This window comes from Pseudomonas sp. LG1E9 (assembly GCF_003290225.1).
Classification (GTDB): domain Bacteria; phylum Pseudomonadota; class Gammaproteobacteria; order Pseudomonadales; family Pseudomonadaceae; genus Aquipseudomonas; species Aquipseudomonas cyclaminis.
In genome coordinates this window covers 1580475-1606403 of record NZ_CP029983.1, presented here as the reverse complement: position 1 = coordinate 1606403, position 25929 = coordinate 1580475, and the positions used below count along the sequence as shown (strand labels likewise).

The window sequence follows — 25929 nt, the reverse complement described above, 5'->3', positions numbered from 1 at the left end:
TATTATTGCGCTGTGCGTCTGCCACGTCCTTGGCTAAACTGGCGCATTCCTTATCGAGAAACCGCCCATCATGCTTCGTCTTCTGTTCTGGATTGCCGTTATTGCTGCCGCGGTATGGTTCTGGCGCAAATTCAAAAAACCGGCCGCCAAGCAGCAACGCAACAACGAGCCTGACGCTGCGTTGATGGTGCGTTGCGCCCACTGCGGCGTGCACCTGCCACAGGATCGCGCCCTAAGGTTGCGCCAGGAGTGGTATTGCACTCAGGCGCATCTGGAGCAGGGACCGAAGTCTATACAGCGCTGATGCGACCTTCAGGCAAGTAAGGCGCAGGATCGATGATCGGCGCATGCCCCAGCAGCAAGTCTGCAAACAACTGACAGGACGCCGGCGCCAGTACCAGGCCGTTGCGGTAATGCCCGCAATTGAGCCACAGCCCTTTAAAGCCGGGAACCTGGCCGATATAGGGAATACCTTCCGGTGAGCCTGGGCGCAAACCGGCCCAATGCCCCACTACTTCGGCGTCTGCCAGGGCGGGAATCAGCTCCACAGCCGAGGCTTTGAGACTTTCCAGCGCAGTATCGGTGGGGGTCTTGTCGAAGCCCTCGTGTTCCAGGGTACTGCCAATGAGAATATGCCCGTCGCGCCGGGGGATGGCATAACGGCCCTTGGCCAGGACCATGCTCGACAAGAAGTCCGAGGCGCATTTGTACAAAATCATCTGCCCCTTGACCGGTTCCACCGGCAGCACCAAGCCCAGCGTGCCGAGCAACTCACCGCTCCACGCGCCTGCTGCCAGTACCACTTGCTCCCCGACAATCGCCCCCACTGCCGTGTTTACGCCCACTACATTGTCGCCTTCCATGACAAATCCAGTGACTTCACACTGTTCGTGAACAGTTACGCCAGGCAGTGCCAACAACGCAGCCTTGAGGGATTTGACCAAGCGAGGGTTGCGCACATTGGCCACGTCAGCCATATAGATCGCGCTGGAATACCCGCCACCCAGCACCGGAACCGCATCATGGGCGGCCGACACATCCACTTTGCCTAGAGGCCGACCTTCACGGACCGCCCACGCCAGCGCCTCGGCCTCATCTTCCAAGTCCAGCCAGTACAAGCCGGTGGTATGAACCTCAGGGTCGATGCCGGTGGCGGCAAACAGGCGCTCAGCCAGTTGCGGATAAAAATCCTGGGACCAATGGGCCAATGCAGTGACCGACGGGCTGTAGCGCCAAGGATACAGCGGAGACACAATGCCACCGCCCGCCCATGAAGACTCCTGCCCCACATCGGCCCGCTCCAACAGGACCACCGCCTGCCCCTGGCTCGCCAGGTTGTACGCCGTCAGCAGGCCAATGACTCCGCCGCCGACAATCACCACTTGCTGTTGCTTAGCCATCATTCGATCCAGCCGATAAATAGGAACAAGCGCACCTGGCGCCCAATCATCCAGCACCCACATCATTGCCCCCAGCATGTCTGGCGCGACATTTCAGGTGCTGCCCCCGGATTGGCCCGCACACCCGTGCTGCTAAGGCTGAAGTCACCACAGGGGTCACCCACCATCAACGAATCGACGCCCGGCGTAGCGACCAGGTAGAAATCCTGAGGGTTCAACGCAGCGGTGATTCTATAGCGATCATTGCCGGTGCTGACGCCGCTGGCGTCAATAAAAGTGCCGTTCCTCGTATAAAAACGCTCAAGGTGCTGAGCTTGCTCGGTCAGTAGCGCGACAATTTCCGCGCGATAGACCTTTTTTACATGACGGGTGTAGCCGGGGTAAGCGATCCCGGCCAGAAACGCGATGATCGCTACGCAGATAAGTAACTCGATCAGGGTAAAGCCCCGGCAGTCCATGCCCATGCCACTGTTCCTCATTGAAGCTGTCGCCATGACACCCGCCGAAACCGCGGGCCACTTTCCAATTCCACCCGCGCATATACAGTCTCCAATACCGTGCGCGACTGGCCGCTGAACCCGACCGCCGTCACCCGGTAGACCGCCGCCGAGGCATGAGGCGGCAGATGCGCCAGCCCTACGCCAGGACCCAAGGCTTGAATGCCGTAGAGCCCTCCCCTGACGGCAACCCAGGTCACTGCCGAAACAGGGTTCGTCCCTGCAGCCACCAGCAAAAACGCCTCGTCCGGCGGCGCGCAGGTAACGATCGACCAGCACTGCGGCCACCCGACACCCGCTCGCTGCACCGCCTGCTCTCCCAGCCTCAAGCCGCTTTCGGCGTTTTGAAGCGACTGGTTTCGTTGCCACAGGCTGCCGCTGATCTTTTGCTGGGCCACCGCACCTTGGATTGACGACAAGCCAATCAGTGACAACAGCAGCAAAAACACCAGGCTTATCAGCAGCACCATTCCCCTCTGCTGCGAAGAAATACCGTCAGTCAGCACCATGACCGTCCTACCCCACACGGTTACGCAGCGCCGCCACGACGCTATAGGTTTGATCTTTCACCCGGCCCGTCGGGTCTCGCAGCGTCATGCGGATGCGTACGCTGCGGATCAACGACTCGTCAGACGGCATGGCGTCGTAGCGCACTACCTGCGCCGATGTCGGCCCGGCCGCCACACCGAAACTGAGATCGAACGCCCCCACGTTATCCACCAACACTGCCCTGGCCGGCGCAGCAGGCGTGCTGACCTTTAACTGGCCGGCCTCGAAGGTGTAGGTGAGTTGGCGAATGGCAAAGCGAATCTGCCCGGGAACTGGCGACGGTGAGGTCCCGCCGTATGCATAGGCCGTACCCGTGCAGTCGGACAACACCGTCCAGTCAGGTTTGCCACCGCCATCACCCACGTCCGCAGTCAACAGTGTCAGCGACGTTGAACCGCCCCCGGCACTCCAGCCAACCGGCCGATCAAAGGCCGGTGGGGCATTGTCGATAAACGCAGTAGCCATACAGCCAAACATGCCCGCCTGACGGATGTCCTGGAGCATCTTGCCCAGCGCAAACCGCGCGTCGTCCTGCAGCAACATGGCTGCCTGCTGGCTGGCGTGGGTCATTCGGGAACCGATCACCACTTGGCTGCCCCCAAGCACCAGCACCAAACCGACTGCCAGGGCCAGCAGCAACTCCATCAAGCTGAACCCCCTCGCCACAGGCCTCATTGCGCCACCTCTGGCCCTGGGTCGATGCGACTGGTCAGGGTAAAGGTTTCCCGCGCATCAGGGATGCTTGAACTCGATCGGTCATCCCAACTGATACTGACCGTCACCTCATTTCTACTGACCACCACAGAGCCTTTGGCACTTTCCCCGGCAAAACCGCGAATATTGGCCTCGAAATCATGCAGGTCCAGGTCACGCACACTGGCAGTCGCGGTGTTGGCCGGAGCCCTTACCCTCCCTGGCGATGAGTAGTCGGCGCCGGAATTGGCGCGGATTCGGTCGAGCATATCGTAGGCAATGAAACTGGCCTGACTGGTCATCCTCGAACTGTCGGTGTATTTGAGGGCATTGAGCTGGAGCACCACCGCGCCTAACAGGCCGACCGCGAGAATCAGCACCGCTACCAGCACCTCAATTAACGTCATGCCGATTTGATGTCGCGCTACAGCGTGGGGAAAACAGGTATTCAGGCAGGCAAGCATTACCGTCGTCATCCGTGTCGAAGGGCAAAAAAGCAGGAAAATCCTGCGGTGCGGCCCAAGACTAGCGTCGGTTTTTCGCCCGCGCTGCCGATGGAACAAAGGGAAATACTTTGGACATGAAGGCCATCATTCGGCACTCCGCGCCGGGCGCTATACCTATGTCTCAACCTGCTTTCTGCACACGTCCACGGAGGGACGACCAATGGGACAACGAGGTTTTACCCTGATCGAACTGCTGCTCGGACTGATCGTGAGCGGCATCCTGGCGCATCTGGCAGTGCCGGGTTTCGCGGGGCTGCTGGAGTCACAGCAGCGACAAAGCGCGGCGCAATCGCTGACCAACGGACTTCGCTTCGCACGCACCGAAGCCATCACGCGTAACCGCGCGGTGGTCATTCACGCACTGGACGATGACTGGAGTCGAGGTTGGCGGGTGATAGTGGACATCAGCGGGCGCGGCCATCTGGACGACAACAACCCGGTGCTGCTGGAGCGCCAGGACAGCGGTCGTGTGCCGATAGTGGGAAATGGCCCGGTCAAAAGCCAGGTGCGGTTCAGCGGGTTGGGCGAACCGGTATTTTCAGGGGGAGGTTTTCGTGCCGGCACTGTGCACGTATGCGCCAAGGACTCGGCGCAAAGCGTGCACCAAGTGGTGCTGGCGCCCAGTGGGCGCATCAGCCTGCGCAGCGATAAAGCCGAACAGGCGTTGTGCCAGAGTACCTCCGGCCCCCTGGTATTCAGAGCAGTGAGCGAACCCGCAGTTCCTTGGGCATGGAGAAAGTGATGTTCTCTTCACGTCCCGCCAACTCATCAGCGCCGGTAGCCCCCCAGGCGTGCAGTTGCTGGATAACACCGCGCACCAGTACTTCTGGGGCAGAAGCACCCGCTGTGATGCCGATACGCTGGACGCCATCGAACCAACTGCGCTGCATGTCTTCAGCCCCGTCGATCAAGTACGCCGGGGTAGCCATGCGCTCAGCCAGCTCACGCAGACGGTTGGAGTTGGAGCTGTTGGGGCTGCCGACCACCAGAACCACATCGCACTCGTCAGCCAATTGCTTGACCGCGTCCTGGCGATTTTGGGTGGCGTAGCAGATGTCATCCTTACGCGGGCCGCCGATGGCCGGGAAACGGGTGCGCAGGGCATCGATCACACGGCTGGTGTCGTCCATGGACAAGGTGGTCTGGGTGACGAAGGCCAAACGATCTGGGTTGTGCACCTGCAGGTTGGCGACGTCTTTCTCGTCTTCCACCAAGTAGATGGCGCCGCCATTGCTGGCGTCGTATTGGCCCATGGTGCCTTCGACTTCCGGGTGACCGGCATGACCGATCAGGATGCATTCCCGACCGTCGCGGCTGTAGCGCGCGACTTCGATGTGCACCTTGGTGACCAGAGGGCAGGTGGCATCGAACACTTTGAGGCCACGGCCTGCTGCTTCGGTACGCACGGCCTGGGAAACACCGTGGGCACTGAAGATGACGATCACGTCGTCCGGCACCTGGTCTAGCTCTTCGACAAAGATCGCGCCGCGTGCGCGCAGGTCTTCGACCACAAACTTGTTGTGGACGACTTCATGACGCACGTAGATCGGCGGACCGAAGACTTCCAGGGCGCGATTGACGATTTCGATCGCACGGTCCACGCCGGCGCAGAAGCCACGGGGGTTGGCGAGTTTGATTTGCATGCTGTGCCTCGTGTCTGGCGCGGGGGGTCAGAGTTGATGCTACTGAACTGACAATAGAGATCAAAAGTGGGAGAGGGCTTGCCTCCGATGGCTGCGTGTCAATTGATACATCTTTGACTGAGCCGCTGCCATCGGGGGCAAGCCCCCTCCCACATTTTAGACCGGGGCGTTGATCAAAGTGCTTTAACGTCGATGATTTCAACGTCAAAGGTCAAGGTTTTACCGGCCAACGGGTGGTTGAAGTCGATCGTCACTTGCGCGTCATCGAAGGTTTTCACCACGCCAGGCAGTTCGGTATTCGCCGCGTCGTTGAAGATCACCAGCAGGCCTTCCGACAGGTCCATGTCCTGGAACTGCGAACGCGGGATGATCTGCACATTTTGCGGGTTGGGCTGGCCAAAGGCGTTTTCCGGCAGAATCTGCAGGGTGCGCTTGTCGCCGGCCTTGAAACCGAACAGGGCCGCTTCAAAACCCGGCAGCAGGTTGCCGTCACCGACCTTGAAGGTCGCAGGGGCTTTGTCGAACGTGCTGTCGACCGTGTCGCCATTCTCCAGGCGCAATGCAAAGTGCAAAGTGACTTCCGTGTTCTGGCCGATGCGTTGCTCAGCCAATACCTGATCAGTCATTGACGGTCTCTCCGGTTTTCTTACTTTTGAACATATCCAGCGCCAACATGATTGCGCCGACGGTGATGGCGCTGTCGGCGAAGTTGAACGCCGGGAAGTAATGACGGTTCTGCCAATGCACCAGGATGAAGTCGATCACATGGCCAAGGGCAATGCGGTCGTACAGGTTACCCAGCGCACCACCCAGCACCAGGGCCAAGGCAACGGCCAGCCAGGTGTCATCGCGACCCAGGCGCTTGAGCCACACCACCAGCACCGCACTGACCACCAGCGCGATAACGGCAAACAGCCAGCGCTGCCAGCCACCGCCATCAGCGAGGAAGCTGAACGCGGCGCCGGTGTTGTAGGCCAGGGTCCAGCTGAAGTAATCGGGGATCACCACGATCTGCTGGAACATTTCCAGGGAGCCCTCGAAGTGAGCCTTGCTGACCTGGTCAATGACCAGGACCAGCAAACTCAACACGAGCAAGCCCAGGCGTCCGAAACGACTGGCGTTAGGCATAGTGGCGAACCTCGCCTTCACCGGAGATGTTGTCGACGCAACGACCACAGATTTCCGGATGCTCAGGGTTCACACCCACATCTTCACGGCAGTGCCAGCAACGGGCGCACTTGGCAAAGGCGGACTTCATCACTTTAAGCTTGAGGCCCGGCACTTCGGTAGCCACGGCATCAGCCGGTGCTTGAGCGAATGGCGCCAGGCTCGCCGTGGAGGTGATCAACACGAAGCGCAGCTCGTTGCTCAGTTTGGCCAGGTCGGCGGTCAGGCCTTCCTCGGCAAACAGGGTGACTTCAGCTTGCAGGTTGCCACCGACGGCCTTGGCCGCACGTTGAACTTCCAGCTCCTTGTTCACCGCAACTTTGACGGCCATCACGCCTTCCCAGTACTCGCGGCCCAGTTCGAAGTCGGCAGGCAGTTCGGTCAGGCCTTCGTACCAGGTATTGAGCATCACGGATTCGTTGCGCTCGCCCGGCAGGTATTCCCACAGTTCGTCGGCGGTGAACGCAAGGATCGGCGCGATCCAGCGCACCAGCGCTTCGCTGATGTGGTACAGCGCAGTCTGCGCCGAACGGCGTGCTTTGCTGTTAGCGGCGGTGGTGTACTGGCGGTCCTTGATGATGTCGAGGTAGAAACCACCCAGTTCCTGCACGCAGAAGTTGTGGATCTTCGAGTACACGTTCCAGAAGCGGTATTCGCCGTAGTGTTCCTGCAACTCGCGCTGCAGCAACAGGGTGCGGTCCACGGCCCAACGGTCCAGGGCGAGCATGTCCTCGGCCGGCAGGATGTCGGTGGCCGGGTTGAAACCGGTCAGGTTCGACAGCAGGAAGCGCGCGGTATTGCGGATGCGACGATAGGCATCGGCGCTGCGGGCCAGGATCTGGTCCGATACGGCGATCTCGCCCGAGTAATCGGTCGAGGCCACCCACAGACGCATGATGTCGGCGCCCAGGGTGTCGTTGATCTTTTTCGGCTCGATCACGTTTTTCAGCGACTTGGACATCTTGCGACCCGTCTCGTCGACGGTGAAGCCGTGGGTCAGCAATTCGCGGTACGGGGCGTGATCGTCGATGGCGCAACCGGTCAGCAACGAGGAGTGGAACCAGCCACGGTGTTGGTCCGAGCCTTCCAGGTACAGGTCGGCACGCGGGCCGGTCTCGTGGCCCATCGGGTGCGAGCCACGCAGCACGTGCCAGTGGGTGGTGCCCGAGTCGAACCACACGTCGAGGGTGTCGCTGATCTTGTCGTACTGCGGCGCTTCGTCGCCAAGCAGTTCGGCGGCGTCCAGTTTGAACCAGGCTTCGATGCCCTCCTGTTCAACGCGCTGGGCCACGACTTCCATCAGCTCGACGGTACGCGGGTGCAACTCGCCGCTTTCCTTGTTCAGGAAGAACGGGATCGGCACGCCCCAGTTACGCTGGCGGGAGATGCACCAGTCCGGACGATTGGCGATCATCGAGTGCAGGCGCGCCTGGCCCCAGGCCGGGACGAACTTGGTGTCTTCGATGGCCTTGATCGCGCGGTTGCGCAGGGTATCGCCGCTGGCTGGCTCTTTGTCCATGCCGATGAACCACTGCGCGGTGGCGCGGTAGATCAGCGGAGTTTTGTGGCGCCAGCAGTGCATGTAGCTGTGCTTGATGGTGTCGGTTTGCATCAGTGCGCCGACTTCACGCAGCTTTTCGATGATCAGCTGGTCGGCCTTGAAGATGAACTGACCGCCGAAGAACTCCAGCGAAGGCACGTACACGCCGTTGCTTTGTACCGGGTTGATGATGTCATCGTTGACCAGGCCGTACTTCTTGCAGATCACAAAGTCGTCAACGCCATAGGCGGGCGAGCAGTGGACCACGCCAGTGCCCGAGCCCAGCTCGACATAGTCAGCCAGGTACACCGGCGACAGGCGGTCATAGAACGGGTGACGGAAGTTGATCAGTTCCAGCGCGGAGCCGGTAGTGGTGGCGATGACCGAGCCTTGCAGCTCGTAACGCGCCAGGCACGCCTCGACCATTTCCTCGGCCAGCACCAGCAGGCGATCACCGACGTCTACCAGCGCGTAGGTGAACTCCGGGTGCACGTTCAGCGCCTGGTTGGCCGGGATGGTCCACGGGGTGGTGGTCCAGATCACGATGGCCGCTGGTTTGCTCAGGCTTGCCAGGCCGAATGCCTGGGCCAGCTTGGCGTCGTCGGCGATCGGGAACGCCACGTCGATGGTCGAGGACTTTTTGTCTTCGTACTCGACTTCGGCTTCGGCCAATGCCGAACCGCAGTCAAAGCACCAGTTCACGGGCTTGAGGCCCTTGAACACGAAACCACCCTTGACGATTTCTGCCAAGGCGCGGATTTCACCGGCCTCGTTCTTGAAGTTCATGGTTTTGTACGGGTTGTCCCACTCGCCCAACACACCCAGGCGGATGAACTCGGACTTCTGCCCTTCGATCTGCTCGGCGGCGTAGGCACGGCACAGTTCGCGGGTTTTATCGGCGCCCAGGTTCTTGCCGTAGGTCACTTCGACCTTGTGTTCGATCGGCAGGCCGTGGCAGTCCCAACCCGGAACATAAGGTGCGTCGAAGCCCGAAAGGGTTTTCGAACGCAGGATCATGTCCTTGAGAATTTTGTTCAGTGCATGACCGATGTGAATCGTGCCGTTGGCGTAAGGAGGGCCGTCGTGCAGGACGAACTTCGGACGATCCTTGCCAATCTCGCGCAACTTTCCGTACAGGCCAATACTGTCCCAGCGCTGCAGGATCTGCGGTTCGCGCTGTGGCAGGCCGGCCTTCATTGGGAAGGCGGTGTCCGGAAGGTTTAGCGTGGCTTTATAGTCGGTCATTTAAGGCTCTTCGGTTAGCGATGGGCGCTAGGTGCGGCTAGTGCACGGGCGGCGGCGACATCCGCATTGATCGCCGTTTTCAACGCCTCAAGGGAGGCGAAACGCTGCTCTTCACGCAGCTTCTGGTGGAAAACCACCGTCAAACGCCGGTCGTATAAATCACCGGCAAAATCCAAAAGGTGAACTTCCAGGTGGGCCTTGCCATCACCTGCAACCGTGGGCCTGACGCCTATGTTGGCGACTCCCGGCCACGGCTGGCCGTCGATGTCGACGCTCACCAGGTAAACCCCGGTAAGCGGCACACGACGACGCTTGAGTTGCACGTTGGCGGTTGGCGTGCCCAGTTGGCGCGCCAGCTTCTGGCCGTGCAGTACCCGCCCGGCAATGCGGAACGGGCGACCCAGCAGACGCTCGGCCAGGGCGAAGTCGGCAGCCGCCAGGGCATTACGCACCTGGGTGCTGCTCACACGCAGGCCGTCCAGTTCGACGGTTTGCGCGGCTTCAACGGTAAAGCCCTGGGTAACGCCGGCGTGCTGCAGGAATTCGAAATCCCCAACCCGATCGCAACCAAAACGGAAGTCGTCGCCGACCTCCAGATGCTGCACACCCAGGCCATCCACCAGGATACGGTCGACGAACTCGGCGGCGCTGAGGCTTTGCAAGCGCTGGTTGAAAGCCAGGCAGAGGACGCGGTCCACGCCTTCTTCGGCCAGCAGTTGCAGCTTGTCCCGCAAGCGGGCCAGGCGGGCCGGCGCCGTCTCCGGGGTGAAGTATTCCCGCGGCTGTGGCTCAAAAATCACCACGCAGCTGGGCACGCCCAACTCGACCGCACGCTCGCGCAGCCGGGCCAGGATAGCCTGGTGACCACGGTGAACACCGTCAAAGTTGCCAATAGTGGCGACGCAGCCCCGATGCTGGGGGCGCAGGTTGTGGAGACCTCGAACCAGCTGCATAACGCGCTTCTTGCTCATAAAGTGGTCGATTATAACCACACCCAGCCTCATACGACAGGCAACAGCGCAGGGCAAATGGATCGAATCGATAAAACACCGCTTTTATCGCGGCAAACTCTCTAGCTCAACGACTTGCGATTGAAATCCCGCAGGCGGAAACCCTGCAGCAGCAACATTCCGAAGTACACCACCACGCCAGCGACAACCAACACGCCCAGACGCATGAAGCGCTCCAACATAGGGCCTTGGTCCCACGCCGGCATAAAGTGCATCAAGCCCATTAACACCGCCGACATCATTGCCACCGCCACCAGCAGCTTGAGGGCAAACATGCCCCAGCCCGGCTGCGGCTGGAACATCTGCTGTTTGCGCAGTTGATAAAACAGCAAGCCCGCATTGATGCAGGCACCCGCGCTGATCGCAAGGGCCAGGCCGGCATGAGCCAATGGACCGATAAACACCAGATTGAGCAGTTGCGTGACGATCAGCGTGAAGATCGCGATTTTCACGGGTGTACGGATGTTTTGCTGGGCATAAAAGCCAGGCGCCAGCACTTTGATCACGATGATGCCGAGCAGGCCGACGGAGTAGGCAACCAGCGCGCGCTGCGTCATCAAGGCGTCATGGGCGTCGAATTGGCCGTATTGGAACAGTGAAACCGTCAGCGGCTCGGCCAGGATGCCCAGCGCCAGGGCACACGGCAACACCAGGACAAAACACAGGCGCAGGCCCCAATCAAGGATGCGCGAGTACTCCTGCCGGTCCTTGCTGGCATACGTGCGCGCCAGGGTAGGCAGCAGGATTGTGCCCAAGGCCACGCCCAGCACGCCGGACGGCAGCTCCATCAGGCGGTCGGCGTAATACATCCACGACACCGAGCCCGATACCAGCAGCGAGGCAAAGGCCGTGTTGATAATCAGGGAAATCTGGCTGACCGATACGCCGAGGATCGCCGGCAGCATATTGCGCATCACGCGCCAGACGCCGGTGTCCTTAAGATTCAGGCGCGGCAGCACGAGCATGCCGATCTTTTTCAGGTGCGGCAGTTGGTAGAGCAATTGTGCCAGGCCGCCGGCCAATACAGCCCAGCCGAGCGCCATGACCGGCGGATCGAAATACGGGGTGAGGAACAGCGCGAAAATGATCATGCTGACGTTTAGCAGGGTCGGCACAAACGCCGGCACCGAGAAACGGTTCCAGGTATTGAGGATCGCCCCGGCCAGGGATGACAGGGAAATCAGCAATATATAAGGAAAGGTAACCCGTAGCAGATCAGTGGTCAGCGCGAACTTTTCCGGCGTATTGGCGAAACCGGGCGCCGTGGCCCAGATCACCCAAGGTGCGGCGAGCATGCCGAGGATAGTCACCACCATCAAAACCAGGGTCAGCAGGCCTGAGACGTAGGCAATAAAGGTGCGGGTGGCCTCCTCGCCTTGCTGGGTCTTGTATTCCGCCAGAATCGGCACGAATGCTTGGGAAAATGCTCCCTCCGCGAAGATACGCCGCAGCAGATTGGGCAATTTAAAGGCAATAAAGAAGGCATCCGTGGCCATGCTGGCGCCAAAAATGCGTGCCAGCAGGGTGTCACGCACAAACCCCAGAACCCTGGAGATCATCGTGATAGAGCTGACGGCGGCCAACGATTTGAGCAGATTCATTGAAAGAGTTTGCGCCTATTAGATAAAGAGCAGGCGAACTGTGCGCCTACTTATGCGATACTGCGCGCCTGCAACAGCACAGAGCCAAAGCTCGCGAGTTTACAGGTCAAGCGCCGGAAATAAATCACCCGCCTCTTCAGATCGACCACTCAGCAGTTCGCATCAGCCGCCCTTGACAACACATCAAGTCATCGGCATGATTCGCGGCCTATTTTGTTTGCTATTTCCTAAAAAGTCTTTCGAGGAGCTCGACGGTGGCCAACACACCTTCCGCCAAAAAACGTGCAAAACAGGCTGAGAAGCGTCGCAGCCACAACGCCAGCCTGCGTTCCATGGTTCGTACCTACATCAAGAATGTAGTTAAAGCCATCGACACCAAAGACGCTGAAAAAGCTCAAGCAGCTTACGTTCTGGCTGTGCCTGTTATCGACCGTATGGCCGATAAAGGCATCATCCACAAGAACAAGGCCGCTCGCCATAAGAGCCGCCTGAACGGCCACATCAAGGCTCTGAGCGTTCCTGCTGCTGCCTAAGTGGTAACAACTGCAACGCAACCCTGGTTGCGAAACAGTTAAGAAATGCCCCGTACCGAAAGGTCCGGGGCATTTTTGTTTTCTGAAGTACGCCCCTCCCACATTTGAACTTCAGTGCTTTTTTAAGCGCAAAAAAAACGCCCCGAACCAGTCGGGGCGTTTTTGCTATCAGCTGATTAACGCATCAATCAGTGCTGATGACCGCCTTCACCGTGAACGTGGCCGTGAGCCACTTCTTCCTGGGAAGCGTCGCGGATGGCAACGATCTTCACTTGGAAGTTCAGGCGCTGGCCTGCCAGAGGGTGGTTGCCGTCGACGGTTACGTCGTCGCCGTCCAGATCACGGATAGTCACGATCTGCATTTGGCCGTCCGGCGCGGAAGCGTGGAACTGCATGCCCACTTCCAGCTCGTCAACGCCTTCGAACATGCTGCGGCTCAGAGTGCTGACCAGTTCAGCCGAGTACTCGCCGTAGGCATCTTCAGGTTCTACGGCAACGGTCAGTTCATCACCAACTGCCTTGCCTTCCAGTGCCTTTTCCAGGCCTGGGATGATGTTACCTGCGCCTTGCAGGTAGACCAGCGGCGCGCCGCCGGCGGAGCTGTCGATGACCTCACCAGCGTCGTTGGTCAGGGTATAGTCGATGGAGACAGCCTTGTTAGCGGCGATCGTCATGGGGCGAGACCTTTTGCATAAGAATGAAGAACGGACAAGTCTAAACAAGGATTTGCCCGAAAGCGAACAGAACCCGGACAGACGGGACCGATCAAGGGTCACGGTCGTCGGTTTTCATCTGGACGAAGAACGGCATTGGGTGGCCGAGCTCTCCTGCGGCCACACCCAGCATCTGCGCCACCAGCCGCCATGGCAATCCCGCGCCTGGGTACTCGACCCCGCACAGCGTCTGGAAAAAATAGGCCAGCCCTTTGCCTGCGGCTGGTGTGCGCAAGCCCCGAATAACGATAACCTTGACGCCTGATTCCCGGTAGGCGCTCAGCCATAGAGCGCCACCGAAGCCATGCACCTCCAGAGAATTCGCATGCAGACTTTTTTTATCGCGCCCACCGATTTTGGTGTGGGTCTGACCTCCATCAGCCTTGGGCTGGTGCGCACCCTTGAGCGGGCCGGGCTGAAAGTCGGCTTCTTCAAGCCGATTGCCCAGCCGCACCCCGGCGACACCGGCCCCGAACGCTCCACCGAACTGGTGGCACGCACCCACGGCCTCAAGCCACCACAGCCTTTGGGCCTGGCACACGTTGAACGGATGCTCGGCGACGGCCAGCTCGACGAACTGCTCGAAGAGATCATCACCCTCTATCAGCAGGCCGCCGTGGGCAAGGACGTACTGATCGTCGAAGGTATGGTGCCCACCCGCAACGCCAGCTATGCGGCACGGGTCAACCTGCACCTGGCCAAGAGCCTGGACGCGGAAGTGATCCTGGTCTCCGCTCCGGAAAACGAAGTGCTCACCGAACTCTCCGGCCGCGTGGAATTGCAGGCCCAACTGTTCGGCGGCCCGAAAGACCCGAAAGTACTCGGCGTAATCCTCAACAAGGTGCGCACCGACGAAAGCATGGAGGCGTTTTCAGCGCGCCTTAAAGAGCATTCGCCTTTACTGCGCAGCGGTGACTTCCGCCTGCTCGGCTGCATTCCGTATCAACCGGAACTCAACGCGCCGCGCACCCGCGACGTGGCCGACCTGATGGGCGCGCAGATCCTCAACGCCGGCGACTACGAAACCCGGCGCATGACCAAGATCATCATCTGCGCCCGCACCATGCGTAACACCGTCGAGCTGCTCAAACCCGGCGTGCTGGTGGTAACCCCAGGCGACCGCGACGACATCATCCTGGCCGTCAGCCTGGCCGCGATCAACGGCGTGCCGCTGGCCGGCCTGCTGCTGACCAGCGATACACTGCCCGATACGCGCATCATGGATCTGTGTCGCGGAGCGTTTCAGGCCGGGCTACCGGTGCTGTCGGTGAGCACCGGCTCCTACGACACCGCCAACCTGCTCAACAACCTGAACAAAGAAATCCCCATCGATGACCGCGAGCGCGCCGAGATCATCACCGATTTCGTCGCCAGCCACCTTGATGCGCGCTGGCTGCATCAGCGTTGCGGCACACCACGGGAAATGCGCCTGTCGCCAGCGGTGTTCCGCTACCAGTTGATCCAACGCGCCCAGGCCGCCAACAAACGCATCGTGCTGCCCGAAGGCAGCGAGCCACTTACCGTCCAGGCCGCCGCCATCTGCCAGGCCCGAGGCATTGCCCGCTGCGTGTTGCTGGCCAAACCAGCCGATGTGGAAGCCGTCGCCCGCGCCCAAGGCATCGAATTGCCGGAAGGCCTGGAAATTCTCGACCCGGATCTGATCCGCCAACGCTACGTCGAACCAATGGTCGCGCTGCGCAAAAGCAAAAGCCTCAACGCGCCGATGGCCGAGCAACAATTGGAAGACACTGTGGTGATCGCCACCATGATGCTCGCACTGGATGAAGTGGATGGCCTGGTTTCTGGCGTTATCCACTCCACCGCCAACACCATCCGCCCCGCCCTGCAACTGATCAAAACGGCGCCGGGCTGCACGCTGGTGTCGTCGGTGTTCTTCATGCTGTTCCCCGAAGAGGTGCTGGTGTACGGCGACTGCGTGATGAACCCGCACCCAAGCGCTGCGGAACTCGCGGAAATCGCCCTGCAAAGCGCCGACTCGGCGGCGGCGTTCGGCATTACCCCGCGCGTGGCGATGATCAGCTATTCCAGCGGTGATTCGGCCAGCGGCGAGGAAGTGGAAAAAGTTCGCGAAGCCACCCTGCTCGCCCATGAACAGCAAAGCTCGCTGTTGATCGACGGCCCCCTGCAATACGACGCCGCCGCCAACGAGGACGTAGCCCGACAACTGGCGCCCAACAGCCAGGTCGCCGGCAAGGCCACCGTGTTCGTCTTCCCTGACCTGAACACCGGCAACACCACCCACAAGGCCGTACAACGCAGCGCCGATTGCGTAAGCCTGGGCCCGATGCTCCAGGGCCTGCGCAAACCGGTCAACGACCTGCCCCGCGGCGCCCAGGTTGACGACATCGTGTACACCATCGCCCTGACCGCGATCCAAGCCGCCAACCGACCAATGGATATCTAAATGCTGGATTTTCTACCTGCCGCCGTGCGCGGGGTGATCGCTTCGCTGTTGCTGGCGCTGAACACGATCCTGCTGTGTTCGTTCCTGTTCATCGTTGCGCTGTTCAAGGCGTTGCCGTTTGCCAAGCGCTTCAGCGAATGGCTGATGAACCACACCCACGAAGCCTGGGTCACCAACAACAAGGGTTGGATGAACCTGGTACAGCGCACGCGCTGGCACCTCAAAGGCCTGGAAGGGCTGGATTATCAACACTCGTACCTGGTGACCAGCAACCACCAGAGCTGGGTCGACATCATGGTCTTGCAATACGTGCTCAATCGACGGATTCGCCCGCTAAAGTTCTTCCTCAAGCAGGAATTGATCTGGGTGCCGGTGATTGGTCTGGCGTGGTGGGCACTGGGCTTTCCGTTCATGAAGCGCTACACCAAGGCTTATCTGGAGAAGCACCCGGAGAAGAAAGGCAAAGACTTGGAAACCACCCGCAAGACCTGTGCGAAGTTTCGCGACAACCCGGTCGGGATTTTCAACTTTGCCGAAGGCACACGGTTTACTGATGGCAAACATGCCCAGCAAAAATCGCCATTCCGTTACCTGCTCAAGCCCAAGGCTGGCGGCATCGCATTTGTGCTGGACGCCATGGGCGAGCAACTGAAGTCCCTGGTGAATGTGACCATTCACTACCCTGGCGGGCGTCCTGGTTATTGGGATTTGCTATGCGGGAATGTGAAGGACGTGGTGGTGCAGTTTGAAGAGGTGCAGATTCCGGCCGAGTTTATTGGCAAGAATTATGAGCAGGATGGGGAGTATCGGTTGGCGTTCCAGGGCTGGATCAACCGGTTATGGGAAGAGAAGGATGCGTTGCTGGAAAAGCTGCATAAAGACTTCCCAGGCAAACGATGATCAACCTGTGGGAGGGGGCTTGCCCCCGATGACGGAGCATCAGTTGATGCAGTCGTAGCTGACCCACCGCTATCGAGGGCAAGCCCCCTCCCACATTTGACCGCGCCCGATCTTGAAGATGTGAAAAAGCCCGCCACCGATCACTCGGTGGCGGGCTTTTTTTGTGGCCGCGAGGTTTAGATCGCGCCGCGCTGACGCAACAGTTCCAGCACTTGCTTGACGCTGTCTTCCAGCGACAGCGCCTGGGTGTCGAGCACCAGGTCGGCATTCAACGGCACGTCGTACGGGAAGGATTCGCCAGGGATGTTATCCCCGCCGGCCGCGTACAGGCCTTGCGGATCACGCTCGGCGCATACCAGCGGCGACGCCTGCACGTACACAGTCAGCAGACGATCACCGCCAATCAGCGCCTTGGCCTGTTCACGGCCTTCGGCATCCGGGGCAACGAACGCGGCCAGGGTCAGCAGGCCGGCTTCGTTGAACTGGCGCGCCACGTGAGCGGCACGACGCCAGTTTTCCGTACGCCCGGCACGATCCTGTGGCAGACCTTTGTTCAGGTCGTGACGCAGGTTCTGACCATCCAGCACGAAGACCGCACGACCCATGTCGAACAGCTTGCGCTCGACCGCATAGGCCAAGGTGCTCTTGCCAGCGCCGGACAGGCCGCTGAACAGCACGGTGGCCGGTTGCTGGCCGAAGCGCTGGGCACGCTCTTCGGTGGCCACATGCGCCAACTTGCCATGCTGCGCCGCGCTGCCGTGAGTGACCGGCGGTGCGATGATCATGCCTGCGGCAACGGTGCCGTTGGTCAAGCGGTCGATAACAATGAACGCGCCCGTGGTGCGATTGCTGTCGTAACCATCCAGCGCGATGGCGGCGTCGAGGCTGACCTTGACCCGGCCGATCTCGTTCAATTGCAGCGAACTCGCCGGGCCTTCGGCCAGGGTGTTCACGTCCACGCGGTGCACGATACTGGTGATGGAACCCGGCACGTAGCTGGTGGCGCGCTTGATGTCGTATTTCTTGCCCGGCAGCATCGGTTCTTCGGCCATCCACACCAGCATGGCGTCGAAGGCGTCAGTTACTTGCGGCACGTTGTCGGCATGCACCAGCAGGTCGCCACGGGAGATGTCGATCTCGTCTTCCATGGTCAGGGTCACGGCCTGGCCTGGGCCGGCGTGTTCCAGCTCACCATCGAAGGTGACGATGGATTTGACGCGGCTGCTCTTGCCCGACGGCAGAACCACGATCTCGTCGCCCTTGTGCACGATGCCGCTGGCCAGGGTGCCGGCGAAACCACGGAAGTTCAGGTTCGGACGGTTGACGTACTGCACCGGGAAACGCAGGTCGGTGTAGTTGCGGTCGTTGGCGATCTCGACGGTTTCGAGGATTTCCATCAGCGACTGGCCGGTGTACCAAGGCGAACGCTCGCTCTTGTTCACCACGTTGTCGCCCTTGAGCGCCGACATCGGCACAAAGGCCATGGTGCTCGGCTTGAAGGCGATACCGTCGGCGAACTTCAGGTAATCGGCCTTGATCTGCTCGAACACGCTCTGGTCGAAGCCATTGATGTCCATCTTGTTGACGGCGATCACGATGTGCTTGATGCCCAGCAACGAGGCGATGAAGCTGTGGCGACGGGTCTGGGTCTGCACGCCGTAGCGGGCGTCGATCAGGATGATCGCCAGGTCACAGGTGGAGGCACCGGTGGCCATGTTGCGGGTGTACTGCTCATGGCCGGGGGTGTCGGCAATGATGAATTTGCGCTTGGCGGTGGAGAAGTAGCGGTAGGCAACATCGATAGTGATGCCCTGCTCACGCTCGGCCTGCAGGCCGTCGACCAGCAAGGCCAGGTCGATGTCGTCACCGGTAGTGCCGGACTTCTTCGAATCGCGGGTGATGGCTTCCAGGTGATCTTCGTAGATCATCTTGGAGTCGTGCAGCAGGCGCCCGATCAGGGTGCTCTTGCCGTCATCGACGTTGCCGCAGGTCAGGAAGCGCAACATCTCTTTGCGCTCGTGCTGGCCCAGGTAGGCGAGGATGTCCTCGCTGATCAAATCAGATTGATGCGACATGACAGCCCCTTAGAAATAGCCTTGACGTTTTTTATCTTCCATTGAGCCTGCGCCATCGTGGTCGATGACACGGCCCTGGCGCTCGGAAGTTCGCGTCAGGAGCATTTCCTGAATGATGTCCGTCAGCGTCTCGGCTTCGGACTCCACCGCGCCCGTCAACGGGTAGCAGCCAAGGGTACGGAAACGTACTTTCTTTTTGACGATGCGGGCTTTGTCTTCGTCGGACAGGTGCTCAAGGATGCGGTCGTCGTCGATCATGATCAACGTGCCGTTCTTCTCGATCACGTCGCGTTCGGCGGCGAAGTACAGCGGCACGATCGGGATGCCTTCCAGGTAGATGTACTGCCAGATGTCCAGCTCGGTCCAGTTGGACAGCGGGAATACACGGATCGACTCGCCCTTGTTGACGTTGCCGTTGTAGACGTTCCACAACTCGGGGCGCTGGTTCTTCGGGTCCCAGCGGTGCTTGCTGTCGCGGAACGAGTACACGCGCTCTTTGGCGCGGGATTTCTCTTCATCACGACGGGCACCGCCGAACGCTGCGTCGAAACCATGCTTGTCCAAGGCCTGCTTGAGGCCTTCGGTCTTCATGATGTCGGTGTGCTTGGCGCTGCCGTGGGTGAACGGGTTGATGCCCTGCGCAACGCCATCGGGGTTGACGTGGGTGATCAGGTCCAGGCCCAGTTCCTCGACCATCTTGTCGCGGAACGCGTACATCTCCTGGAATTTCCAGCGGGTGTCGACGTGCATCACCGGGAACGGCAGTTTGCCCGGGAAGAAGGCCTTGCGTGCCAGATGCAGCATCACGGCGGAGTCTTTACCGATCGAGTAGAGCATCACCGGGTTGTCGAACTCGGCGGCGACCTCGCGGATGATGTGGATGCTTTCCGCCTCCAGCTGTTTCAGATGCGTCAGTTTGTCGACCATGGTTACTCACGGAAAAACGATCTTATGGACGGCCAGCGGGCCGTGTTCGAGCGAGGCATGCTAGCACAGCACCTTCTTCTATTCAGGGAGCTGGCTAGATCGAAACGGTATATGAATATGCCGCCAGGTTTGGCCTGCCATGCCGTCAAACCCCCTCCCACATTCAGATTGGGTTGGGGCAGTCGATGAACAGATGTTCGAGCGCAAAACGCCGCGCCAAGTAATCGCCCAGTGCCTGTACGCCATAGCGCTCGGTGGCGTGGTGGCCGGCGGCGATGAAGCTGATGTCGTTTTCCCGCGCACTGTGGAAGGTTTGCTCGGAGGCTTCGCCGCTGAGGAACAGGTCGACGCCGGCGGCAATCCCATGGTCGATGTAGCCTTGGCCACCGCCGGTGCACCAGCCGACGCGGCGGATCATTTCGCTGCCTTCGATCAGCAGCGGTTCGCGGCCCATGACGTCCTGCACGCGGCGGGCAAAGTCGCGGGGCGACAGGGGTTCGGCGAGGGAGCCGACCAGGCCGACGATCTTGGGGTTGGTCGGGTCGAGAGGGCCTTCGACGGTGATGTCCAACTGCTTGGCAAGCTGCACGTTGTTGCCGACGTCGGGGTGCAGGTCCAGCGGCAGGTGATAGGCCAGCAAACTGATGTCGTGCTTGAGCAGGGTTTTCAGGCGGCGCTGCTTCATGCCGGTGATGCAGGGGTTCTCGCCTTTCCAGAAATAGCCGTGGTGCACCAGGATCAAATCGGCCTGGGCTTCAACGGCTGCGTCCAGCAGAGCTTGGCTTGCGGTCACGCCGCTGACGATGCGCATCACCTGCGGACGGCCTTCGACTTGCAGGCCGTTGGGGCAGTAGTCGGCGATTTTTGCACTGCCGAGGTAGCGGTCCGCTTCCTCGACGAGGGTGGTAAGGGGGACGGCCATAAAAGACTCCTAAATATCCCGTTCCGAGGCGCTCGCAGCCTCGTATAATGCGCGACATTATGGGCGCTCTCCCGCCCCCTGCAACCTGTCAGGACTTACTTGATGCTCAAGGCACTGCGTTTTTTTGGATGGCCATTGCTGGCTGGCGTGCTGATCGCGATGCTGATTATTCAGCGTTATCCCCAGTGGGTGGGCTTACCCAGCCTTGATGTCAACCTGCAACAGGCGCCGCAGACCAGCGCGGTGGTGCAAGGCCCGGTGACGTACGCCGACGCAGTGGTCATTGCCGCTCCGGCGGTGGTCAACCTGTACACCACCAAGGTCATCAACAAGCCGGCGCATCCGTTGTTCGAGGATCCGCAGTTCCGCCGCTATTTCGGTGACAACGGGCCCAAGCAGCGGCGCATGGAATCCAGCCTGGGTTCCGGGGTGATCATGAGCCCCGAAGGCTACATCCTCACCAACAACCACGTGACCACCGGCGCCGACCAAATTGTGGTAGCCCTGCGTGATGGCCGCGAAACCCTGGCCCGCGTGGTGGGCAGCGACCCGGAAACGGACCTGGCGGTGTTGAAGATCGATTTGAAAAACCTGCCTTCCATCACCCTCGGCCGTTCCGATGGCTTGCGGGTGGGTGATGTGGCGCTGGCCATCGGCAACCCGTTCGGGGTGGGCCAGACGGTGACCATGGGCATCATCAGCGCCACCGGCCGTAACCAGTTGGGCCTCAACAGCTACGAAGACTTCATCCAGACCGACGCGGCGATCAACCCCGGCAACTCCGGCGGCGCGCTGGTGGATGCCAATGGCAACCTGACCGGTATCAACACCGCGATTTTTTCCAAGTCCGGCGGCTCCCAGGGCATCGGTTTTGCGATCCCGGTGAAGCTGGCGATGGAAGTGATGAAGTCGATCATCGAGCACGGCCAGGTTATTCGCGGCTGGCTGGGGATCGAAGTACAACCGCTGACCAAGGAACTGGCCGAGTCGTTTGGCCTGACCGGGCGCCCTGGCATCGTAGTCGCCGGGATCTTCCGCGACGGACCGGCGCAGAAAGCCGGCCTGCAATTGGGTGACGTGATCCTGAGCATCAACGGCGAACCGGCCGGCGATGGTCGCAAGTCGATGAACCAGGTGGCGCGGATCAAACCGACCGATAAGGTGGCGATCCTGGTGATGCGCAACGGTAAAGAGATCAAGTTGTCGGCGGAAATCGGCCTGCGCCCGCCGCCGGCTCCGGTAAAAGAAGAAGAATAAGCCGCCTCGTCCAGGTGCCCCTTAGCGGGCACCTGTAAATTAATGTTTCACAGCGATTCATTCTCATTGGTCATGTTATATTGTTTCAATATCGCTATTGGAACGCTCTATCATGCCGTCTCGAAGAATTGCCCCCTTGGCTGGCCTGGCCTTGGGTTTGCTGCTCGACCCCGCCTTTGCCGAAGACACCACCGTCGAACTCGATACCATCAGCGTCACTACCGACGCCTATGAATCCGCCACCGGCCCGGTGAAGGGCTACCGCGCCACTCGTTCGGCCAGCGCGACTAAAACCGACACAGCCCTGCGCGATATCCCACAATCCATCAGCGTGATTCCCGCCACGGTGCTCAAGGATCTGGGCAGCACCAATGTGGAACGCGCCCTGGAATTTGCGGGCGGCGTGTCCAAGCAAAACAACTTCGGCGGCCTGACCCTCTACGAATACAGCGTGCGTGGTTTCACCACCTCGGAGTTCTACCAGGACGGTTTCAGCGCCAACCGTGGTTACCCGAGCACACCGGACGCGGCCAACATCGAACGCATTGAAGTACTCAAAGGCCCTGCGGCCAGTTTGTACGGGCGCGGCGACCCAGGCGGCACCGTGAATATCGTCACCAAAAAACCTCAGCCAGACGCCTTCACCACCCTGCAAACCAGCGCCGGCAGTTGGGACCGTTACCGCACCGCCATCGACGTCAACACCCCCCTGGACAACGAAGGCCACGTGCTCTCGCGGGTCAACCTGGCAGTAGAGGACAACCACAGCTTTCGCGATCACGTGCAGAGCAAGCGCGTTTTGGTTGCGCCCTCGTTCAGTTGGCAACTGGACCCGGACACCAGCCTGCTGGTGGAAAGCGAATTCGTGCGCCACAGCTCCACGTTCGACCGTGGCATCGTCGACGCGCCCGGTCTGTCGCGCTCCACCTTCCTCGGCGAGCCCAACGACGGCGACATCGACAACCACAACAACCGCATCCAGGCGACCCTCGAACATCACCTCAACGACGCCTGGAAACTGCGCCTGGCCAGCCACTACAAACAAGGCAGCCTATGGGGCGATGCCTCGGAAAACCGGCCACTCAGCGCCGACGGCCATACCCTCAACCGCCGCTACCGCGAACGCTCCATGGGCTGGCACGACAGCATCACCCAATTGGAGCTGCGCGGTTTGTTCGACGTCGGCAGCTGGCAGCATGAACTGCTGGTGGGCACCGAATACGAGGACTACCGCAAGAAGGAACGCGTGACCGCCATCGCCGGCAGCCCGGGTAGCTCATACGCGATCGACATCTACAACCCGGTCTACGGCCAAGCCAAACCCAATGGCGTACGTTCCGGCACCGACTTTTTCGAGCAGACCAAAAGCCACGCCCTGAACCTGCAAGACCAGATCGTCTTTACCGACCGCCTGCGCGGCATGGTCGGCGCACGCTTCGAGCATTTCGAGCAAACCGTCGACGACTTCACCCGCAACGCCCCGCCGAGCCGGCAAACCCACGACGCCCTCACCCAGCGCGCCGGCCTGCTTTATCAACTCACGCCCGAAGTCGGCGTGTTCGCCAACGCTTCGACCTCGTTCAAACCCAACAGCGGCCTGGACGCCACGGGCAACACCTTCAAGCCCGAAGAAGGCGTGGGTTATGAAGTGGGGATCAAGAGCGAGCTGTTCGACGACCGCCTCAGCACCACCGTCGCCGCGTTCCATATCGAAAAGGAAAACGTGCTGGCCCTGGACCCGGCCACCAACACCAACCGCGCCATGGGCAAGGCGCGCAGCCAGGGCGTTGACTTGCAACTGACCGGGCAACTGACCGACGCGATACGGGTGATCGGCGCCTTCGCCTACATCGACGCCGAAGTGACCAAAGGTGACAAGGCCATTGCGGCCGGCAGCCGCATTCTCGGCGTGGCCAAGCGCAGCGGCAGTCTGTTGGGGGTGTATGAATTCCAGGATGGCGCGTTGCGCGGCTCAGACCTGGGCGCAGCGTTCACCTATGTGGGAGACCGCTCAGGTGAAGCAGGCGGCAGCTTTGAACTGCCGGCCTACCACACCGTGGATTTGCTCGCGCATTACAAGGCGAACGAGAACGTGACGGTGGGCCTGAACCTGAACAACCTGTTTGATGAAAAATACTATGAGCGGTCCTACAGCAACTACTGGGTCAACCCCGGCGAACCGCGCAATTTCACGGTCAGCCTGACCCTCAATCTCTAACACAAATCAAACATGTGGGAGGGGGCGTGCTCCCGATAGCTGCTACGAATTACGTGTAGCGGGATCAAGCCCCTTCCCACATTTGGATCTGTGCCAGGTTCAATTACAGTGAAAGAGGCGCTCTTTCACACAGCGTATTGAGCGCCGCCGCCCACTGCGGATCATCATTCAAGCACGGTACCAATACCAATTCCTCGCCTCCGGCCTCGCGGAACTGCTCCAGGCCGCGATCGCCAATCTCTTCCAGGGTCTCGATGCAATCGGCCACAAACGCCGGGCACATCACCAGCAGCTTTTTCACGCCTTGTTGAGCCAGCGCCTCCAAGCGCGCTTCGGTGTAGGGTTCGATCCACTTCGCACGGCCCAGGCGCGATTGAAACGCCACCGACCATTTGCCATCCGGCAAGCCCAGGCGCTCGGCTACATCGCGAGCAACACTGAAACATTGCGCGCGATAGCATGTGGCAAGCACCTGCGGCGAGGCGTTCTTGCAGCAGTCGGCATCCTTGAAGCAATGCTGGCCGGTCGGGTCGAGCTTAGTCAGATGGCGCTCGGGCAAACCATGAAAGCTCAGCAGCAAGTGGTCGTAATCCTGCTCGATATAACGCTGTGCGCTCGCCGCCAGGGCATCGAGGTATTCGGGCTGATCGTAGAACGGCTGCAGGATCGAGAACTGTACATTCAGCTTCCTGTCTTTCACCACGCGCCGGGCCTCTTCGATCACCGTGGTCACAGTGCTGTCGGCGAACTGCGGGTACAAAGGCGCCAGGGTGACCTTCTGAATGCCTTGGGCGGCCAGCCGGGTGAGGGTCGTTTCCAGGGACGGCTCGCCGTAACGCATGGCCAACTCTACGGGGCCCTGGGTCCACTGCGCGGTCATCTGCTGTTGCAGGCGGCGACTGAGCACCACCAGCGGCGAGCCTTCATCCCACCAGATCGACGCATAGGCATGGGCTGACTGCTCGGGGCGCTTGATCAGGATCAGCGACACCAGCAAGCGCCGCACCGGCCATGGCAGGTCGATCACATAAGGGTCCATCAAAAACTGGTTGAGGTAGCTGCGCACATCGGCCACCGAAGTGGACGCCGGTGAACCCAGGTTGACCAGTAACAACGCGTGATCCGTCATGCAACATCCTATCTCTAGAGGCGGCTGGACAAGTCGTCCAGAGCCGCATGCAACTCAGTGAACTGGAAAATGAAACCGGCGGCCATCAAGCGTTCGGGGATCGCCTTCTGCCCGCCCAGTAACAGCCCCGACAACTCGCCCAAGCCGACTTTCAGCGCAAAGGCCGGCATCGGCATGAACGCCGGGCGGTGCAGCACCTGGCCCAGGGTCTTGGCGAACTCGCGGTTACGCACCGGGTGTGGCGCGCAGGCATTATACGGACCGCTGGCGTCATCCTTGTGCAGAAGAAAATCAATCAGGGCGATTTGATCCTTGATATGCACCCAGGGCATCCACTGCCGACCATTGCCGATCGGCCCGCCCAGCGCCAGTTTGAACGGCAGCAGCAGCCGCGACAAAAAGCCGCCCTCGGCCGCCAGCACCAGGCCGGTCCGCACCAGCACCACACGGATGCCCAGGGCTTCTGCGCGCTGGGCGGTTTCTTCCCAGGCGATACACAGCTGGCTGGGGAAGTCGTCCTGCACCGGGCCGCTGGCCTCGGTCAGTTCGCGCTCACCGCCGTCGCCGTACCAGCCCACCGCCGAGCCGGAAATCAACACCGCCGGTTTCTGCGCCTGGCCTTCGAGCCACGCCAGCAGGGTTTCGGTAAGACCGATGCGGCTGCTCCACAACAGCGCCTTGCGTTTGTGAGTCCAGGGGCGGTCGGCGATGGCGGCGCCGGCGAGATTGACCACCGCGTCCACGGCGCCGATCACCTCTTCCAGGCGCGCAACGCCCAGCACCTGCGCGCCACACAGGGCGGCAACCTCTTCCGGATGGCGGCTCCACACGGTCAGGCGATGGCCTTGGGCGAGCCAGTGTTGGCAGAGTTGGCGGCCGATCAAGCCGGTACCGCCGGTCAGCAAAATATGCATGGGATCCTCCTCATGTAACGTTCGCCGCCGATCACTGGTCTATTTTATAAGCAGGGATCAATTTG

Annotated in this window: 25 protein-coding genes; 8 read left to right on the top strand and 17 right to left on the bottom strand. The window is 60.6% G+C overall.

Annotation, left to right across the window (positions count from 1 at the left end; translation table 11 throughout):
* Nucleotides 1-70 precede the first annotated feature (70 nt).
* Complete coding sequence (locus tag DNK50_RS07535) at nucleotides 71-304, top strand: PP0621 family protein (RefSeq protein WP_112193397.1); 234 nt, start codon at nucleotides 71-73, stop codon at nucleotides 302-304.
* On the opposite strand, the gene thiO is transcribed toward DNK50_RS07535, so the two are convergent.
* From thiO to pilV, 5 genes are all read right to left on the bottom strand, one after another.
* Nucleotides 291-1400 (bottom strand): glycine oxidase ThiO, encoded by a 1110-nt coding sequence (gene thiO / locus DNK50_RS07530; RefSeq protein WP_112193395.1) that lies wholly within the window; start codon nucleotides 1398-1400, stop codon nucleotides 291-293. The genes DNK50_RS07535 and thiO overlap by 14 nt on opposite strands.
* 62 nt (nucleotides 1401-1462) lie before the next feature.
* Nucleotides 1463-1864, bottom strand: coding sequence for a type IV pilin protein (locus tag DNK50_RS07525; protein ID WP_112193393.1), 402 nt, complete (start codon nucleotides 1862-1864; stop codon nucleotides 1463-1465).
* Nucleotides 1865-1875: 11 nt separating this feature from the next.
* Nucleotides 1876-2406 carry a PilX N-terminal domain-containing pilus assembly protein gene (locus tag DNK50_RS07520; protein WP_099583996.1) on the bottom strand — a complete coding sequence of 177 codons (531 nt, stop codon included), beginning with the start codon at nucleotides 2404-2406 and terminating at the stop codon, nucleotides 1876-1878.
* Nucleotides 2407-2413: 7 nt separating this feature from the next.
* Complete coding sequence (locus DNK50_RS07515; protein ID WP_112193391.1) at nucleotides 2414-3121, bottom strand: PilW family protein; 708 nt, start codon at nucleotides 3119-3121, stop codon at nucleotides 2414-2416.
* Nucleotides 3118-3603, bottom strand: coding sequence for a type IV pilus modification protein PilV (pilV, locus tag DNK50_RS07510; RefSeq protein ID WP_112196903.1), 486 nt, complete (start codon nucleotides 3601-3603; stop codon nucleotides 3118-3120). The genes DNK50_RS07515 and pilV overlap by 4 nt, the downstream gene beginning before the upstream one ends.
* A 202-nt stretch (nucleotides 3604-3805) precedes the next feature.
* On the opposite strand from pilV, the gene DNK50_RS07505 reads away from it, so the two are divergent.
* Nucleotides 3806-4387: a GspH/FimT family pseudopilin gene (locus DNK50_RS07505; RefSeq protein ID WP_112193389.1), complete on the top strand. Its 582-nt coding sequence runs from the start codon at nucleotides 3806-3808 to the stop codon at nucleotides 4385-4387.
* Here DNK50_RS07505 and ispH read toward each other — a convergent pair.
* The 6 genes from ispH to murJ form a co-directional block, all read right to left on the bottom strand.
* Nucleotides 4341-5288 carry a 4-hydroxy-3-methylbut-2-enyl diphosphate reductase gene (ispH, locus tag DNK50_RS07500; RefSeq protein WP_099583983.1) on the bottom strand — a complete coding sequence of 316 codons (948 nt, stop codon included), beginning with the start codon at nucleotides 5286-5288 and terminating at the stop codon, nucleotides 4341-4343. The two genes, DNK50_RS07505 and ispH, sit on opposite strands and share 47 nt — an antisense overlap.
* 173 nt (nucleotides 5289-5461) lie before the next feature.
* Entirely contained in the window at nucleotides 5462-5899 is a 438-nt protein-coding gene (gene fkpB / locus DNK50_RS07495; protein ID WP_010213263.1) for an FKBP-type peptidyl-prolyl cis-trans isomerase, read from the bottom strand.
* Nucleotides 5900-5906: 7 nt separating this feature from the next.
* On the bottom strand, nucleotides 5907-6416 hold the full coding sequence (gene lspA, locus DNK50_RS07490) for a signal peptidase II (protein ID WP_099583982.1): 510 nt from the start codon (nucleotides 6414-6416) through the stop codon (nucleotides 5907-5909).
* On the bottom strand, nucleotides 6409-9240 hold the full coding sequence (ileS, locus tag DNK50_RS07485; RefSeq protein WP_112193387.1) for an isoleucine--tRNA ligase: 2832 nt from the start codon (nucleotides 9238-9240) through the stop codon (nucleotides 6409-6411). The genes lspA and ileS overlap by 8 nt, the downstream gene beginning before the upstream one ends.
* A 14-nt stretch (nucleotides 9241-9254) precedes the next feature.
* Complete coding sequence (gene ribF / locus DNK50_RS07480; RefSeq protein ID WP_160385075.1) at nucleotides 9255-10193, bottom strand: bifunctional riboflavin kinase/FAD synthetase; 939 nt, start codon at nucleotides 10191-10193, stop codon at nucleotides 9255-9257.
* 119 nt (nucleotides 10194-10312) lie between these two features.
* Nucleotides 10313-11851: a murein biosynthesis integral membrane protein MurJ gene (gene murJ / locus DNK50_RS07475; protein ID WP_112193385.1), complete on the bottom strand. Its 1539-nt coding sequence runs from the start codon at nucleotides 11849-11851 to the stop codon at nucleotides 10313-10315.
* A 254-nt stretch (nucleotides 11852-12105) separates the two neighbouring features.
* On the opposite strand from murJ, the gene rpsT reads away from it, so the two are divergent.
* The gene (gene rpsT / locus DNK50_RS07470) at nucleotides 12106-12384 is read left to right on the top strand and encodes a 30S ribosomal protein S20 (protein ID WP_003188401.1); all 279 of its coding nucleotides are present in this window, start codon (nucleotides 12106-12108) and stop codon (nucleotides 12382-12384) included.
* 188 nt (nucleotides 12385-12572) lie between these two features.
* Here the strand turns inward: rpsT and DNK50_RS07465 are convergent, their stop codons facing one another.
* Nucleotides 12573-13058 (bottom strand): peptidylprolyl isomerase, encoded by a 486-nt coding sequence (locus DNK50_RS07465; protein ID WP_032886172.1) that lies wholly within the window; start codon nucleotides 13056-13058, stop codon nucleotides 12573-12575.
* Between DNK50_RS07465 and DNK50_RS07460 the strand changes: the two genes are divergently transcribed.
* From DNK50_RS07460 to DNK50_RS07450, 3 genes are read left to right on the top strand one after another with little or no spacing between them, the layout of a single operon-like run.
* On the top strand, nucleotides 13027-13362 hold the full coding sequence (locus tag DNK50_RS07460; RefSeq protein ID WP_099583978.1) for a DUF3565 domain-containing protein: 336 nt from the start codon (nucleotides 13027-13029) through the stop codon (nucleotides 13360-13362). The two genes, DNK50_RS07465 and DNK50_RS07460, sit on opposite strands and share 32 nt — an antisense overlap.
* A gap of 60 nt (nucleotides 13363-13422) precedes the next feature.
* Nucleotides 13423-15522 (top strand): phosphate acetyltransferase, encoded by a 2100-nt coding sequence (gene pta / locus DNK50_RS07455; protein WP_112193383.1) that lies wholly within the window; start codon nucleotides 13423-13425, stop codon nucleotides 15520-15522.
* Nucleotides 15523-16422, top strand: a complete 900-nt coding sequence (locus DNK50_RS07450) for an acyltransferase (protein WP_112193381.1) — start codon at nucleotides 15523-15525, stop codon at nucleotides 16420-16422.
* A 176-nt stretch (nucleotides 16423-16598) separates the two neighbouring features.
* On the opposite strand, the gene cysN is transcribed toward DNK50_RS07450, so the two are convergent.
* The 3 genes from cysN to DNK50_RS07435 form a co-directional block, all read right to left on the bottom strand.
* Nucleotides 16599-18497: a sulfate adenylyltransferase subunit CysN gene (gene cysN, locus DNK50_RS07445; RefSeq protein ID WP_099583975.1), complete on the bottom strand. Its 1899-nt coding sequence runs from the start codon at nucleotides 18495-18497 to the stop codon at nucleotides 16599-16601.
* Between the two features lie 9 nt (nucleotides 18498-18506).
* A complete protein-coding gene (gene cysD / locus DNK50_RS07440) occupies nucleotides 18507-19424 on the bottom strand; it encodes a sulfate adenylyltransferase subunit CysD (protein WP_032886164.1) in 918 nt (305 codons plus the stop codon).
* Nucleotides 19425-19587: 163 nt separating this feature from the next.
* Nucleotides 19588-20346, bottom strand: coding sequence for a Nif3-like dinuclear metal center hexameric protein (locus DNK50_RS07435; RefSeq protein ID WP_112193379.1), 759 nt, complete (start codon nucleotides 20344-20346; stop codon nucleotides 19588-19590).
* Between the two features lie 102 nt (nucleotides 20347-20448).
* Between DNK50_RS07435 and algW the strand changes: the two genes are divergently transcribed.
* Both algW and DNK50_RS07425 read left to right on the top strand, forming a co-directional pair.
* Nucleotides 20449-21603 carry a Do family serine endopeptidase AlgW gene (algW, locus tag DNK50_RS07430; protein WP_099583973.1) on the top strand — a complete coding sequence of 385 codons (1155 nt, stop codon included), beginning with the start codon at nucleotides 20449-20451 and terminating at the stop codon, nucleotides 21601-21603.
* A gap of 112 nt (nucleotides 21604-21715) precedes the next feature.
* A complete protein-coding gene (locus tag DNK50_RS07425) occupies nucleotides 21716-23821 on the top strand; it encodes a TonB-dependent siderophore receptor (protein WP_112193377.1) in 2106 nt (701 codons plus the stop codon).
* Between the two features lie 103 nt (nucleotides 23822-23924).
* Here DNK50_RS07425 and hemH read toward each other — a convergent pair whose 3' ends face one another.
* Together hemH and DNK50_RS07415 are read right to left on the bottom strand one after the other, a co-directional pair.
* On the bottom strand, nucleotides 23925-24950 hold the full coding sequence (gene hemH / locus DNK50_RS07420) for a ferrochelatase (RefSeq protein WP_112193375.1): 1026 nt from the start codon (nucleotides 24948-24950) through the stop codon (nucleotides 23925-23927).
* 14 nt (nucleotides 24951-24964) lie between these two features.
* Nucleotides 24965-25864 (bottom strand): TIGR01777 family oxidoreductase, encoded by a 900-nt coding sequence (locus tag DNK50_RS07415; RefSeq protein ID WP_112193373.1) that lies wholly within the window; start codon nucleotides 25862-25864, stop codon nucleotides 24965-24967.
* Nucleotides 25865-25929: the final 65 nt, after the last annotated feature.

Coding starts and splice junctions, on each gene's coding strand:
- algW (WP_099583973.1), top strand. CDS start 20,449: ATGCTCAAGGCACTGCGTTTTTTTGGATGGCCATTGCTGGCTGGCGTG.
- ispH (WP_099583983.1), bottom strand. CDS start 5,288: ATGCAAATCAAACTCGCCAACCCCCGTGGCTTCTGCGCCGGCGTGGAC.
- cysD (WP_032886164.1), bottom strand. CDS start 19,424: ATGGTCGACAAACTGACGCATCTGAAACAGCTGGAGGCGGAAAGCATC.
- DNK50_RS07515 (WP_112193391.1), bottom strand. CDS start 3,121: ATGAGGCCTGTGGCGAGGGGGTTCAGCTTGATGGAGTTGCTGCTGGCC.
- DNK50_RS07525 (WP_112193393.1), bottom strand. CDS start 1,864: ATGGGCATGGACTGCCGGGGCTTTACCCTGATCGAGTTACTTATCTGC.
- DNK50_RS07450 (WP_112193381.1), top strand. CDS start 15,523: ATGCTGGATTTTCTACCTGCCGCCGTGCGCGGGGTGATCGCTTCGCTG.
- DNK50_RS07535 (WP_112193397.1), top strand. CDS start 71: ATGCTTCGTCTTCTGTTCTGGATTGCCGTTATTGCTGCCGCGGTATGG.
- pta (WP_112193383.1), top strand. CDS start 13,423: ATGCAGACTTTTTTTATCGCGCCCACCGATTTTGGTGTGGGTCTGACC.
- murJ (WP_112193385.1), bottom strand. CDS start 11,851: ATGAATCTGCTCAAATCGTTGGCCGCCGTCAGCTCTATCACGATGATC.
- DNK50_RS07425 (WP_112193377.1), top strand. CDS start 21,716: ATGCCGTCTCGAAGAATTGCCCCCTTGGCTGGCCTGGCCTTGGGTTTG.
- pilV (WP_112196903.1), bottom strand. CDS start 3,603: ATGCTTGCCTGCCTGAATACCTGTTTTCCCCACGCTGTAGCGCGACAT.
- DNK50_RS07435 (WP_112193379.1), bottom strand. CDS start 20,346: ATGGCCGTCCCCCTTACCACCCTCGTCGAGGAAGCGGACCGCTACCTC.
- lspA (WP_099583982.1), bottom strand. CDS start 6,416: ATGCCTAACGCCAGTCGTTTCGGACGCCTGGGCTTGCTCGTGTTGAGT.
- DNK50_RS07505 (WP_112193389.1), top strand. CDS start 3,806: ATGGGACAACGAGGTTTTACCCTGATCGAACTGCTGCTCGGACTGATC.
- DNK50_RS07460 (WP_099583978.1), top strand. CDS start 13,027: ATGGAGACAGCCTTGTTAGCGGCGATCGTCATGGGGCGAGACCTTTTG.
- DNK50_RS07465 (WP_032886172.1), bottom strand. CDS start 13,058: ATGACGATCGCCGCTAACAAGGCTGTCTCCATCGACTATACCCTGACC.
- DNK50_RS07415 (WP_112193373.1), bottom strand. CDS start 25,864: ATGCATATTTTGCTGACCGGCGGTACCGGCTTGATCGGCCGCCAACTC.
- hemH (WP_112193375.1), bottom strand. CDS start 24,950: ATGACGGATCACGCGTTGTTACTGGTCAACCTGGGTTCACCGGCGTCC.
- ileS (WP_112193387.1), bottom strand. CDS start 9,240: ATGACCGACTATAAAGCCACGCTAAACCTTCCGGACACCGCCTTCCCA.
- DNK50_RS07520 (WP_099583996.1), bottom strand. CDS start 2,406: ATGGTGCTGACTGACGGTATTTCTTCGCAGCAGAGGGGAATGGTGCTG.
- ribF (WP_160385075.1), bottom strand. CDS start 10,193: ATGCAGCTGGTTCGAGGTCTCCACAACCTGCGCCCCCAGCATCGGGGC.
- cysN (WP_099583975.1), bottom strand. CDS start 18,497: ATGTCGCATCAATCTGATTTGATCAGCGAGGACATCCTCGCCTACCTG.
- thiO (WP_112193395.1), bottom strand. CDS start 1,400: ATGGCTAAGCAACAGCAAGTGGTGATTGTCGGCGGCGGAGTCATTGGC.